The sequence below is a fragment of the Pseudomonas emilianonis genome, assembly GCF_023072625.1.
GTDB lineage: Bacteria > Pseudomonadota > Gammaproteobacteria > Pseudomonadales > Pseudomonadaceae > Aquipseudomonas > Aquipseudomonas paraveronii.
In genome coordinates, this window is the sequence record NZ_JAKNRV010000134.1 from 1 (window position 1) to 13,111 (window position 13,111).

Genomic DNA, 13,111 nt, shown 5'->3' on the forward strand with positions numbered 1-13,111 from the left:
ACTTCGCTGGGCAGCACCCGTTTGCCGCGATTCGGGTCGTTGGCGACGTGGGTTTCGTAGGGCGTGCCGCTGGCAAATTGCAGGCTGTCGATACGCAACACGGGCAGGCGCACGCCGTCGTTGAGGATGATCCCCATCAGTTCCGCGAGGGCGGCGGGGCGGTCGCCGGAGCTGCCGATGGCGGTGGCCAGCGACGGCACCAGGTGGTCGAACGGATAGCCGACGGCCTGCCAGCGCTGGTGGATATCGAGGAACGCTTCGATCTCCAGCATGGTGCGAATCCGGCTGTCACGCGCACTCTGGTGGCGGCTCTTGAACAACCAGCTATAGACCTCCTGGCGCTCAAACTCACTGGCTTTGACGATCTCGTCGAAGGTCGCTTCGGGGTGGTTGAGCAGGTAGCCCAGTAACCACAGGTCCAGCGGATGCACCTTGGCGATATAGCCCTGGTCCGGCAGGTTGTAAGCGCCGGGGCCGTAGCTCTGGTAGAGCCGTTCGAGGCGCTCGTCGGTGAGCTTATCGGTGGTTTTGAGGTGCTTCAGGTGCGAGCGCACGAAGCCGTTGAAACTCTCCTGGCTGGCCTGGGGCAGCAGGTAGCGGTGGACGGCGGCCAGGCGGATCGCGGTGGGGTGCAGGCTGTCCATGAAGGTGTCGAGCCGGGCCTGGGTGTCTTTGTGGCGGTATTTTTTCCAGAACTTGAGCAGGAATGCGGTGCCTTCGTGGTCGGCGAATTTGGCCAGGTATTCCTGGCGGCGCGGGTCGTTGTCGTCCTTGAGCAGCCGTGCGCTGTTGTCTTCGCCCGAATAGGTGGTGTAGCGCACCAGATCACGCATCAAGCGAATGAACGGCAGGTTGATCGACTCGCGCAGGGCATCGCGCAAGGTCGGGTCGCGGCCGTTGTCTTCGTTGCGAAAGTTATGGAAACGGTGCAGGCCGCCGCCGGTGAAAAACGCCTCGCCGGGGTTGGCCGAATAGGTGCGGTCGAGGGCGGCGTCGAGCATCTTCGACAGGTCGCGGTCGCTGTGCTGGGTCAGGTAATTCAGCGCCCAACGCGAGAGCACGTCCTGTTCGGGCAGTTCGACGTTTTTCAGCTCGGCGGGCGTGCGCGCCTGGTAGCGCTCATGCAGCTCGGTGATGATTTGCAGGTAGGTGGTCAGCACCCGCAGCTTGGCGGTGGAGCCCAGTTCCAGCTTGCTGCCTTCGTTGATATCGAACGGCTGGTCGGTGTTGTCGGTCTGCACCCGCACGCGTGCGCCGTCGGGCGTCAGTTCGTAGAGGGTGAAGCTGTAGCGCACCTGCGGCGTGCTTTGCGGGGTCAGCAGGCGCGGGCCGAGCAGGCCCATTTGCGCGGCGAACGCCGGGTCGGCCAGGTGCTTGAGGTAGTCGGTGGCCTGGGTTTGCAGCGCGTAGTGCAAGGTGCTGGTGGCCGACAGGTCGAGACGGTCGAGGTCATACAGCGAGCGGTTGAGCAGGCTGGCGAGACGGCTGCGCGCAACGTTGATGGCCTTGTTGGTTTCCACCGGCTGCAGGGTCGGTTGCTGCTGCCAGTCGCGGTAGGTCACAGGGCTGGCGAGGGCGGCGGCGGACAAGGTGGCGGGGATCACCTGGTTCTGCGCGAGCAGGCGGATATGGCTGTCGGTCAATTGCGCCAGCTCTTCGCGGCCTTTGGTCAGGTAGTGCGAGGGGCGGCGCTGGGCAATCATCAGCGACAACACCTGGCGCAGGGCCAGGCCGCGTCTGGCCAGGCTAGGCGGGTCTTGCGCGCTGTCGCTCAAGGCCTGGTTGACCTGATTGAAGTCGGCGCCGTACCACACCCGCAGCCCCTCGGCCAGGCCATGCACTTCGCCGTGGCCAGGCACCGCAGACAGCGGCACGCTGTTGAGATAATCGCGCACGATATTCTGCCGACTGCCCAGGGTGTCTGGCCCGGCCTGGTAGGCCCGGACGCTGGCGGACAGCATCTGGCGAATTTTTTCGCCGCCGGACACGGTCAAGCCGTCGGGCGAATGGCGATATTTTTCGAGCTGCGTGGCCAGGGTGCTGCCGCCGGCGGTCTGCCCTGGTAGATGCAGGAGTTTGGCCACTTGCGACCAGGCCGCCTTGGCAAAGCGCGGCCAGTCGACCGCCGGGTTGGCCAGCGGTTGCTTGGGGTCGAGCAGGTCGCGGTCTTCAATGAACAGCAGGCTCTGCACCACCAGCGGCGGGATCGCGGCAAAGCGGGTGTAGAGCTGTTGCGGGTAGGTGAAGGTGTACAGCGGCGCGGCGCGGCAATCGGTGATGCTCAGGCCGGCCTGGACTTTTTCCGCGTAGGGCACGAACAGCCCGCGCTCGGCATAGCCCAGCAAGGCCGGGGAGAAACGCGTCTGGGCCTGGATCAGGTAATTGCGCTTGAGCAGGCGCGGTAGGAATTCACCGAGGGCGCTGTAGCCCAGGCGCCGGTCGAACGGGCCGTCGCCGGGATACACGATGGCATCGCTGGCGCCGGGTTCCAGGCGATAACTGAGCGATGCGGCCAACGGGCTTAGGTAGCGTGCTTGCAGGCGCGAGGTGCGCATTTCCACGCTGGCGGCCCAGCCCAGGGCTAGTAGCGCGAGCAACAGCACCAGCCACACCAGGCGCCACCACGCTGTTCGCGTGCGGGCGCGGTGTGGCAATGGCGGTTGATCCGGGCTGTCGGTTGGCAGCGCAGCCTGCTTCGAATCGGTTTGCCATAAAGCGCCCATAGTCGATTGATCCATTGACGTAGATTGATCGGACTTGGTTGAAGCGTAGTCGTTGGTGACGAAATGTGTCAGCTCACGGTTGCGGACGTTTCAGCGCGGTGCGCAGCAGGGTCAGCCAGTCGCGGTCATTGGCCTGGCCCCAGCGGTAGGTGCCACGGTCGTTGAAAAATACCGAAATGTCCTCCAGGTACCAGGTGTGCATTCTGACGTTGAGCTGGCGCATGTAGTCGCTTGCCGGGCAGACGATGGCCGCCCAGGGGTCGCATATCCACAGGCCCCTCCAGCCCGCTTCGCCGAAATCCAGCGTCGACCCCAGCGTTGCGGGCGGTATACCCACCACCACAAACGCGTGGGCGGGCGGGCTGGTGCCCCAGATGCGCGCGGCGCCGCCGTTGAATGTGATCAGCTCGCACGCCACGTGGGCCATCTGGTCGCAATTGCCCGCACCGGTCTTGAGGATCACTTCGGTGTAGTTGGGCTGGCCCGCCCGGCTGTACTGCCACATCACCAAGGGCTCGGCGATGGACAGCCGCTCCAGCTCGTCGATACCCGTACCCACGACGTTGGCCGGGCCGATGCCGGTGTTTTTGACCAGTTCCACGGTGCTGGCATGGGCCTTGGTGGCCAGGTACTGATTGACGGTTTGGCCCGGCTGGGCAGCGTAGGGTGGCCAGCTCTCGAGCTTCAAGGGGGCGACGGCCACACTCATGCCCAGGCGCTGCCCCTGATCGCTGGCGTTGAGCAACAACTCGCGCTGCTTGATGACCCGCAGGCCTCGGGACTGCTCGATCAGGCGCTGGAGTTTTGCGGCACCGAAGCCGCGCGCGGCCAATTGCTGGCTCAGCACCTCCAGGGTGGGCAGGGTGACCAACGGGCGGTTATGCGCAAACCCAGCGGCGTACAAATAGTCGAGCTTGCATTTGCTGAAGGCGCGGATCAGTTGTTCGGGCTCTGCGCCCTGGCTGAAGTCCAGGCGGTTGAACAGCAGCGCCGGAGCGGGGGCGGTGGGGATCGCTTCGTAAAAGGCCCCGGCGTCGGCCTCCACGATAATGCGCGTGCCCCCGCCGGGGCTCAGATCAATCGCCATGGCGCGCAGGGTCCGGCTGTCATCCGTGCCCTCCGTCAGCCCCGCCAGTTCGACCACACGAGTGTCGCGGCTGAGTTGGTTGTCCAATTGATTGTTGGGCAGGCCAAACTGCGGCTCGCTGTCAATGAGCCGGCCGGTGACCTGGGGCTTGTACGACAACGGTGTGGTGCTGGCCACCGGGGTCAATTCGAAGGTGGTGCCCTGGGGCGTTGCGGCGTACAGCCGGCGGTTGTGGACCAGCTTGCGGGTGTCTGCACCGACGGCGGGCGCGGGGATCAAACGAATGTGCTCGATGGCCTGGACCCGGCGTTGCTGGATCGAGGCGTTGAACGCGGCGAGTTTTTTGGTGAAGCAAATCAGCGGGATTGGGCTGCGTTTGTTTCGTGCAGGGCCGCACAGGCTGTCGAAGCCTTCGGCGACCTTGAAGTAGGCGGCAGAGGTCAGGTCGTCTAGGTGGGTTGGCGCACGATGCTCCAGGCGCAACAGGTTGGCGTGGTCGAGCAGGTCGGTGGCGTCGGAACGTGGAATGAGCAGCGGTTGGGTGGCGAACAGCCGTTCGGCGACCAGCACCGGATGCCCGTGGGCGCTCTGCATCGGCGCCACGCCAAGGGCGCTGTCCAGGCGAAAGGTGTGGCTCGGCGGCCCGTAGGGTTTGCGCGTGAAGGGGTGGCAGGGGTACCAGTGGTTTTTGCGCAGCATCGCGTTGATGCGCAGCAGGTCGCTGTCGCGCAAGACCGTGCCGCTGCCGATATCGGCACCGGCCAGCAACCTGGGGTAGTCCAACAGGAGCAGGTCGGCCGCGTGGTGTTGGACCTGCGCGATGGCCGTGTCGAGGATCTTCCGCGCCCCGCTGCTCAGCCGGAGCATCCCGCTGCGAGCCAGCCTGAACAGGCCCGGAAGGCCATCCAGCGGGTTCAGCAGGGTATTGAGGAAGCTGCTGCTCAACTGCCCCAATTGCAGGAGCTTGATGGGCAGCGGCACGGTTTTTTTCAGCACCGCCAGCGAGGCTTTGAGAAAGCGTTGGGTGGGAAACAGCAGCGTCAACAGGTCGATAAAGCAGGCATAACCGCCTTCGATGACCCGACGGGTGTTACCAGAGCCGATGTCTTCGGCGCAGGACCAGAACGGCACGAGGGCTTTGAGGCGTGCCCATAACCGATCCCAGCGTTGTTGAATCTGCTCGCGCTGCGTGGTCCCCCGGGCTTGCGCGTGCAAGGCATCCACTTCGAGGAAGAAGTGCTGCTGCACGATGGCTTGGGCAATGGCGCGATTGAGCGCCGAACCATAGGTCAGCGCCGCCGTCGGCGAGCTGGCGGGCGTCGGGCTGAATGAGCACAGCGTCTGCACAATCACCTTGGAGCGTAGCCCCGGCCGTGGCGGGCGCCCGCTGGCGTAGGCGTCCCAGTCCAGCGGCAACTCATCGCCGATCAACAGTTGGGTGACCGGGCGGGTGGAGTGGGGAGCGCCGGTGATCACCGACATCAACGTGCCGCCTTCACGGAACGCCAACGGCGCGCCACTGCGCTTGTGTACGCGGTTCAACAGCGGGAACAACTCGTACTCATTCACCGCCGTGGCGGATGTGCCGCGCAGGATCACGCCCATTCGGGCGCTGCGCGCCAGCTCTTCCTCCGGGCTCAGCAGGGCAAGGTCTTTGCCGGGTTCTTGTTTGAGCACCAACAACTGCAGGTCGGCCTGTTGCAGGTAGATTCGATCGGCCAGCGGCAGTTGCGCCAGCAGGTCTTCAATCGTGGTGCTGTAGGCCTGCTTCATGCGTTCGATATAGGCGCTGAAGGCCGTGTCGAAGCGCTGCTCGATGTTGCCCAGGCGCGCGAACGATGGACGCAGTTGCGCCAGGTTCAGCTGGGGTTCGGTGGAGTGCCAGCGGCTGTCGCCCAGTTGGCCGTCCATGTGCCGTTCCACCAGGCTGTGCAGGCTGTAGTTCTGGCGCTCGTGATGGTGCATAGGAAAGCGCAGGCTGCCGCCGGCGAGGGGTGGGACCGGGCGCCACAGGCAGGCTTGTTCCAGCAGTGTCTGGCCTGGGAACAGCTGTTTGAGGTCGGCCAGGGCGATGCTGCGGCGGGTCGGCGGTGTGTCGGCAAAGGTGATCAGGGCTTGTTTCAGTGCGTGCAGACGTTGCGTGAGGCGCAGCTTCAGCGCGTCGATTTCGTGCGTCAGGTAGGGGGCATTTTCGCGTTCGGGCAGTTCGCCCACGGCGATGGCCCAGTCGAGCAAGGTGCGGGTGGCGATGTATTCGCGCCACTGTTGTTGCTGGCCGGTCGTGGTGGGGAGGGACGCCAGGGCGATCATGTCGTTGTAGGTCAGGTGACGCGGTGATCCGGGCGCCATGGCCTGCGCCATCAAGACCCCTTGTTTGAAGCTCATCCAGGCGATCGAGCTGCCAAAGCGCAAGGTCTCGGGCAGCCCGTGCACCAGAAACTCCGGTGCGGCGCCGGCCAGCAACACGTGGGCGGCGAGGGGGGCTGCGCGGGTGGAGACCTTGCAGGTGCGTACCAAGTGCAGTTCCAGCGCTTGGCGCACTTCGCCATGGGGCTTGCCCGCGTGGGCGCTCAGGTCGAAACCGGCGACGGGGGCGCCCTCTTCGCCGGCCGCAGGGTCGAGGTCGAGGATCACTGCGCTTAGCACCAGCAGGTCAAGGCTGGTCTGGCTGGCGGTTTCGTCCGGGTGCTGGCCGTACCAGCGCAGTGCCGTCACCAGGCGTTGGCCAAGTTGACGCGCCGGACCCAGGCGCAGCACTTGTTTGAGCAGATGATCGGCCTGGCTGCGGATCGCGTCGGCGTGCAGGCCGCTCAGCCGTGTGCCGCACAAGCGGTCGAGCAGGCGTGGATGGCCGGAGGGCAGGCCGTTATTCGCCGTCTCGGTAATCGTTTGCCGCTGCTCGCTCAGCAGTCGCACCGGCGACTGGGCCGTGGCGCTCAACAGCCCATGGTAATCGTCGAATTCGGGGCGTCGGGGCCGGTTCATCTCCAGGGCTTGCAGGGTGTCTTGGCCTTGGCGCCAGCGGAATTGCCGATCGGTATTGTCACCGCGTTGATTGGCGCGCCATTTTTTCTTTACCTGTTGTTACGAGGTCGCGCCTGATGCTGCGAGTGGAGGGGCTGAAGATCCGTCGCGGTCGTAAAACCGTACTGGCGGATGTCACTTTGGAGCTGTTGCCTGGCCAGGTACTTGGCGTGTTGGGCCCGAATGGCGCGGGCAAGAGTACTTTGCTCGGCGCGTTGTGCGGGGAGCTGCACCCGGATCAAGGCACGGTGTGGCTGGATCAGCATGAGCTGAAGGATTGGAGCGGGTCGCAACGCGCCCAACGCCTGGCGGTGTTGCCGCAGGCCTCAACCCTGGATTTCGCCTTTCGTGTCGAGGAGGTGGTCGGCATGGGCCGCTTGCCTCATCAGACCGGGCGGGTGCGTGATGACGAGATTATCGATGCCGCGTTGCGGGCTGCGGATGTCGCGCACTTGAGCGGTCGCAGTTACCTGGCATTGTCGGGCGGCGAGCGTCAGCGTGTTCACCTGGCGCGGGTGCTGGCGCAGTTATGGCCCGGGCAGGCGGGGCAGACGTTGCTGCTGGATGAGCCGACCTCGATGCTTGACCCTTTGCATCAGCACACGACCTTGCAGGCGATCCGCACCTTTGCTGACCGAGGAGCAGCGGTGCTGGTGATCCTCCATGACCTGAACCTGGCGGCGCGTTACTGCGACCGGATTCTGTTGCTGGACGAGGGCCGGCCCCATGCGCTGGATACCCCGGCACAGGTTCTGCGACCTGAGCCGCTTAAAGCGGTATTCGGGCTGGATGTACTGGTGCAGCCGCATCCTGAGCGCGGGCATCCATTGATCATTGCTCGCTGAGGCTTTTTATAGGCAAAAAAAGACCCGGCAAGAGCCGGGTCAAATAACCGTGATTAGCCTGATGAGGAGATAATCTGAGAGTCCGAACCAATGGTCTTTCAGTTATCGGCTGATCTCGCGATCAGTTGCGATAATCATAACGATTCTCATTTAAGAGTCAAGATTTGTTTTCGCAAGCCCTCCCGCTTTTCTCAAGTGCTTGTCCGCAATGCCACTAAGCGTTGGGAGGGATCGCCGATCTAATTCTTCTGGCGCGCCGAGATAGCCTCTAATTGGCGATTCAGCGCTTCCTTGCGTTCGGCAGGAATGTCGTTCCAATGCACATCCATCAACGCCCCTTCGATTGCATACAGCAAGACTTTCGATGCACGGAAGCCGCGAGTGCGCACGGCTCGATAAGCATCGACCGCCCCCAGGCGACGCAGGTCTGACGCACTGTGGATGCCCACCGCGTGCAGCCATTGCGCCGAGGTCTTGCCAAGGTTTCTCAGGTGTTGCAGCTCATCGTTCATCGAGCCTCCTTGCGACGGCCGAATGGTGCGGTGGGTGTCGTGACCAGGCAAGCCTGAAAAGGAGTGTAGCGCTCAGTAGGAAAAGCGTAGTTCTTTGCTCAGGAACGACGCAAATGCTTATAAGAATGGCGCGAGCGTTTTATGGCGGGCAGGCAGGAAGTCCCCGGTCCGTGTTGCACGTAACCGGGGCTTGGGGGGAGCGTATTACTTGGTGCGGTAGCGCAGGCGCGTGCCGAAATTGACCGACATGAGGATCTCGTCGGCCGTCAGTTCTGGCGGGAAGTAGGTGCCCGAAATCTGCGCGTGGGCCAGGCTCGCGCCTTCCAGTGAGCACTCGCGCAAGTCCAGCCCGCGCAAATCGGCAGAACGGAAATACGCGTCGGTGAAATCCACGCCGCTGGCATTCAGATCGCGCAGATCCAGCCCTCGGAAGTCGCCACCACGCATGTCGATGACGCCGTCTGTGGGGCGTTCCTGGTTGAAGCCGCGAATATCATCTTTGTGCAGGAGCGAATAGAGCGGGGTATCAAGAAGCTTGGGATGACTCATGATAGCGACACCTGTTGGACTTATGGCGCCATTATAGTGCCACTGTTGTTTGGCCGCTCGCCTAAGATGACGACGCGACCAAGAAGTTTTTCTTACAGACCTGGCAGGCGCTGGCGAATTTGCGCAACCAGTGCGTCGAGGGTTCCGCTTTGATTGGTCTCGACGCGCTTGCTCAGCAGCAGCTCTTCGGCCGTCAGAGGTTCGCGATGGGCTTGCTGTTCTTCAATAACCGTCAGTGTAGCGTCGGACGGGTCGTTTTGGTCTGCCTGACGTTGTGCCAGCCAGTTGGCAATAACGGCCTGCGGCGCGTTGCAATCCAGGATCAGGAAGGGCGCGCCCGTCGCTTCGGCCACTTTGGCGGCGGCATCGCGTTGTGCGCGTTTCAAGAAGGTCGCATCCAGTACCACCGGGAAGCCGGCGCGCAGCACGGTCTCAGCGATTTCGTTCAGGCGTGCGTAGGTTTTCGCGCTGGCGTCGGCAGCATAGATGCCGGCCTGTGGCGTGTTTTCCACCGGTTGCTCACCAAACAGGCGCTTGCGCTCCACGTCCGAACGCAGGCGAACGGCACCCAAGGCTTCCACCAGGCGCATGGCCACATGGCTTTTGCCCACAGCCGAAACGCCGTGGGTAATCGCCAGGAAGCGCGAAGGGATAGTGCTGTAGCTTTCCGCCAGGTTGGCGTAGTTGCGGTACTGGCGCAGGGTGGTGGCGCGTTGCACCGGGCTCGCTTCGCTGGGCATGCTGAACAGCGAGACTTTGGCCCGTACCAGCGCGCGGTAGGCTTTATAGAAGTTCAGCAGTTCCAGGCCCTGGTAGTCGCCGGTCAGTTCGAGGTATTGGCTGATGAAGCGGCGAGCCAGGGATTTGAGGCCGCGGTCTTCCAGGTCCATGGCCAGGAAGCCGGTGTCGGCGTACACGTCGGTGAAGCGAAACGGTTCGTTGAACTCGATGCAGTCGAAGATCACCACGTGGCCATCAATCAAGGTGGCATTGCCCAGGTGGATATCGCCGTGGCACTCGCGGGTGAAACCATCGAGCTTGCGCTGTGCCAGCAGCGGCTTGAGGCGTTCGAAGCTGCTTTCGGCCCAGGCTTGCAGGGCTTCGAGTTGCAGCAGGTCAGCCTTGTCGCTGAGGAACGGGCGGATCTGATCGAAGTTCTGGCGTACCGGTGCCATCACCTCGTCCGGGGTGCCGGCCAGGTGCTCTTGCGGCACTTTCGGTGCGGTGAGGTGGAAGTGCGCGATCTGTTTGGCCATCTCGTCGATGTGCGCGCTGGTCAGCTCACCGTTGGCTTGCAAGGTGCTGAGCAACTGGCTTTGCGGGAATTGACGCATTTTCAGGGCGTATTCGATGACCGGGCCGTCGCCGCCCAATTGCGGGGCTTCGGCCGTGCCGGTGATCGGCAACACTTCAAGATACAAATCTTCGGTCAGACGCTGGTTGAGGCGCAGCTCTTCGTTGCAGAAATGCCCCCGATCTTCCAGCTTGGTGAAGTCCAGAAAGCCAAAGTTCATCGGCTTCTTCAGTTTATATGCGTAGGGGCCGGTCAGTATGACCCAGGAAATATGGGTCTCAATGACTTGGAACGCTTCAACCGGATGGGGGTATAAAGCCGGGTTCTGCAGGGCTGCGATCAGGGGCTGGCTCACGGGCGATCCTTCAAAGTCTGGGGGAAATCATGGCGGGCATTATGGCTGCTGACGCCTGCCGTGCAAACCGCTGTCCGGCTCATGTTGATCATCAATAAAGTGCGTATAATCCGCCGCCATGACTCGAACCCGATCTCCCCGTTCCCGTAAAAAACCTCCTTCCCGCGGCCTGCGCCCGTGGCTGGGCTGGGCGCTCAAACTCAGCCTGGTGGGCTTTGTGGTGCTCGCCGGCTTTGCGGTGTACCTCGACGCAGTGGTCCAGGAAAAATTCTCCGGTAAGCGCTGGACCATTCCGGCCAAGGTGTACGCCCGCCCGCTGGAACTGTTCACCGGCCAGAAGCTGAGCAAGGATGACTTCCTTACCGAACTCGACGCCTTGGGCTATCGCCGCGAACCCGTGAGCAATGGCCCCGGCGCTGCCGCCGTCAGCGGCAATACCGTGGACCTGAACACCCGCGGCTTCCAGTTCTATGAAGGCCTGGAAAAAGCCCAGCCGGTGCGCGTGCGCTTCTCCGGCGACTACGTGGCCGAGCTGTCGTCGCTGAACGGCTCGAAGCTGCCCGTGGTGCGTCTGGAACCGCTGATGATCGGCGGGATTTACCCGAAAAATCTGGAAGATCGAATCCTGATCAAGCTCGATCAGGTACCGCCGTACCTGCTGGAAACCCTGGTCGCCGTGGAAGACCGCGATTTCTACGGCCACTGGGGCGTGTCGCCGAAGTCCATCGCCCGTGCGATTTGGGTCAACACCTCCGGCGGCAAAATGACCCAGGGCGGCAGTACGCTGACCCAGCAGTTGGTGAAGAACTTCTACCTCACCAACGAGCGCAGCCTGACCCGTAAACTCACCGAAGCCATGATGGCGATGCTGCTGGAGTTGCATTACAGCAAGCAGGAAATCCTTGAGGCTTACCTCAACGAGGTGTTCGTCGGCCAGGACGGCCAGCGCGCGGTCCACGGTTTCGGTCTGGCCAGCCAGTTCTTCTTCGGCCAGCCGCTGTCCGAGCTGAAGTTGCATCAGGTCGCGTTGCTGGTGGGCATGGTCAAGGGCCCGTCCTACTACAACCCACGGCGCAACCCTGAACGGGCGCTTGAGCGGCGTAATCTGGTGCTCGATGTGTTGGAGCAGCAGGGCGTCGCGACGGCTGAGCAGGTTGCCGCTGCGAAGAAAATGCCACTGGGTGTGACCACTCGCGGCAAGCTGGCGGACAGCTCCTTCCCAGGCTTTATCGACCTGGTCAAACGCCAGTTGCGTGAAGACTACCGCGACGAAGACTTGACTGAGGAGGGCCTGCGGATCTTCACCAGTTTCGACCCGATCCTGCAGATGAAAGCCGAGGCGTCGGTCAACGACACCTTCAAGCGTCTGGCGGGGCGTAAGGGTTCCGACGAAGTTGAAGCAGCCATGGTGGTGACCAATCCGGAAACCGGTGAAGTCCAGGCCATGATCGGCAGTCGTCAGGCCAGTTTCGCCGGCTTCAATCGCGCGCTGGATGCGGTGCGGCCGATCGGCTCGCTGGTCAAACCGGCGGTGTACCTGACGGCGTTGGAAAAACCGAGCAAATACACCCTGACGAGCTGGCTGTCGGATGACCCGCTGTCGGTCAAAGGTGCCGATGGCCAGGTGTGGACGCCGCAGAACTTTGATCGTCGTTCCCACGGTACGGTGTTCCTGTACCAGGGGCTGGCGCACTCCTACAACATCTCGACCTCGCGCCTGGGGCTTGACGTGGGTGTGCCGAACGTCCTCAAGACGCTGGCACGCCTGGGCATCACCCGTGAATTCCCGGCCTTTCCGTCAATCCTTCTGGGCGCCGGTGCAATGACGCCGATGGAAGTTGCGACCATGTACCAGACCCTCGCCAATGGTGGTTTCAACACGCCGATGCGCGGGATTCGCAGCGTGCTGACGGCCGAAGGCGAGCCGCTCAAGCGTTATCCGTTCCAGATTCAGCAGCGCTTCGATGCGGGCTCCATCTACCTGATCCAGAACGCCATGCAGCGTGTGATGCGCGAAGGCACCGGTAGTTCTGTGTACAAGGTCCTGCCCTCCAACCTGACGCTGGCGGGTAAGACCGGCACCAGTAACGATTCGCGTGACAGCTGGTTCGCAGGGTTCGGTCAGGATGTGCTGGCCGTGGTCTGGCTGGGGCGTGATGACAACGGCAAGACGCCGTTCACCGGCGCGACCGGTGCATTGCAGGTTTGGACCAGTTTCATGCGCAAGGCCGATCCGCTGCCGCTGAGCATGCCGCAGCCGGACAACATCGTGCTGGCCTGGATTGATCCGCACACCGGCCAGGGCTCCGATGCCAACTGTCCGGGCGCGGTGCAGATGCCGTATATTCGCGGCAGCGAACCACCACCCGGTGCCGCATGCGGCGGCAGTGCCCCTGCGAGCGCGGAATCGGTGATGGATTGGGTCAAGGGCTGGATGAATTAAGCAAAGAGGGTTTCAAGTGAACAAGTGGTGGATTCCAGCTATTACAGCTCTGGCTTTGCTCGGCGGTTGCTCCAGCGTTCAGCGCGGCTCCATTCCCGTGGTGGACTCGGGCACGGCCGTCTCCAATAGCGATCGGATCTCGGCCAATGGCGGTTTCCGCCAGACCGTGACCAAGCGTCCTACCCAGGCCGCGACCCGTGCCGTGCCGCAGGATTCGGGTGTGGTGGTGATGGTGCCTGGCGGCGGTGCCGCGACATCGGCGCCAATCAGCGCCGAGCC

Annotated in this window: 7 protein-coding genes and 2 pseudogenes; 4 read left to right on the forward strand and 5 right to left on the reverse strand. The window is 63.0% G+C overall.

The features are described from left to right. Together L9Z73_RS15085 and L9Z73_RS15090 are read right to left on the reverse strand one after the other, a co-directional pair. A partial coding sequence (locus L9Z73_RS15085) for a transglycosylase domain-containing protein (protein ID WP_247402299.1) occupies positions 1–2,723 on the reverse strand: 2,723 nt, incomplete at its 3' end. Between the two features lie 73 nt (positions 2,724–2,796). Continuing rightward, entirely contained in the window at positions 2,797–6,795 is a 3,999-nt protein-coding gene (locus L9Z73_RS15090; RefSeq protein WP_247402301.1) for a hypothetical protein, read from the reverse strand. Between the two features lie 21 nt (positions 6,796–6,816). Between L9Z73_RS15090 and L9Z73_RS15095 the strand changes: the two are divergent. Beyond that, a pseudogene (locus L9Z73_RS15095) lies at positions 6,817–6,912 on the forward strand (iron chelate uptake ABC transporter family permease subunit); the annotation flags it as partial. Beyond that, positions 6,912–7,679, forward strand: a complete 768-nt coding sequence (locus tag L9Z73_RS15100) for a heme ABC transporter ATP-binding protein (RefSeq protein WP_247402303.1) — start codon at positions 6,912–6,914, stop codon at positions 7,677–7,679. The pseudogene L9Z73_RS15095 and the gene L9Z73_RS15100, both read left to right, overlap by 1 nt. Before the next feature lie 239 nt (positions 7,680–7,918). Here L9Z73_RS15100 and L9Z73_RS15105 read toward each other — a convergent pair whose 3' ends face one another. The 3 genes from L9Z73_RS15105 to L9Z73_RS15115 all read right to left on the reverse strand — a co-directional run bounded on the left by L9Z73_RS15105 (position 7,919) and on the right by L9Z73_RS15115 (position 10,389). Next, a complete protein-coding gene (locus tag L9Z73_RS15105; RefSeq protein WP_247402305.1) occupies positions 7,919–8,191 on the reverse strand; it encodes a TfoX/Sxy family protein in 273 nt (90 codons plus the stop codon). A 204-nt stretch (positions 8,192–8,395) separates the two neighbouring features. Further along, positions 8,396–8,740: a pentapeptide repeat-containing protein gene (locus L9Z73_RS15110; RefSeq protein WP_247402307.1), complete on the reverse strand. Its 345-nt coding sequence runs from the start codon at positions 8,738–8,740 to the stop codon at positions 8,396–8,398. 92 nt (positions 8,741–8,832) lie between these two features. Continuing rightward, a complete protein-coding gene (locus tag L9Z73_RS15115) occupies positions 8,833–10,389 on the reverse strand; it encodes an AAA family ATPase (protein ID WP_247402310.1) in 1,557 nt (518 codons plus the stop codon). A 118-nt stretch (positions 10,390–10,507) separates the two neighbouring features. Between L9Z73_RS15115 and mrcB the strand changes: the two genes are divergently transcribed. Together mrcB and L9Z73_RS15125 are read left to right on the forward strand one after the other, a co-directional pair. Further along, the gene (gene mrcB / locus L9Z73_RS15120; RefSeq protein WP_247402313.1) at positions 10,508–12,832 is read left to right on the forward strand and encodes a penicillin-binding protein 1B; all 2,325 of its coding nucleotides are present in this window, start codon (positions 10,508–10,510) and stop codon (positions 12,830–12,832) included. A gap of 16 nt (positions 12,833–12,848) precedes the next feature. Beyond that, positions 12,849–13,111: pseudogene (locus tag L9Z73_RS15125) on the forward strand (hypothetical protein); the annotation flags it as partial.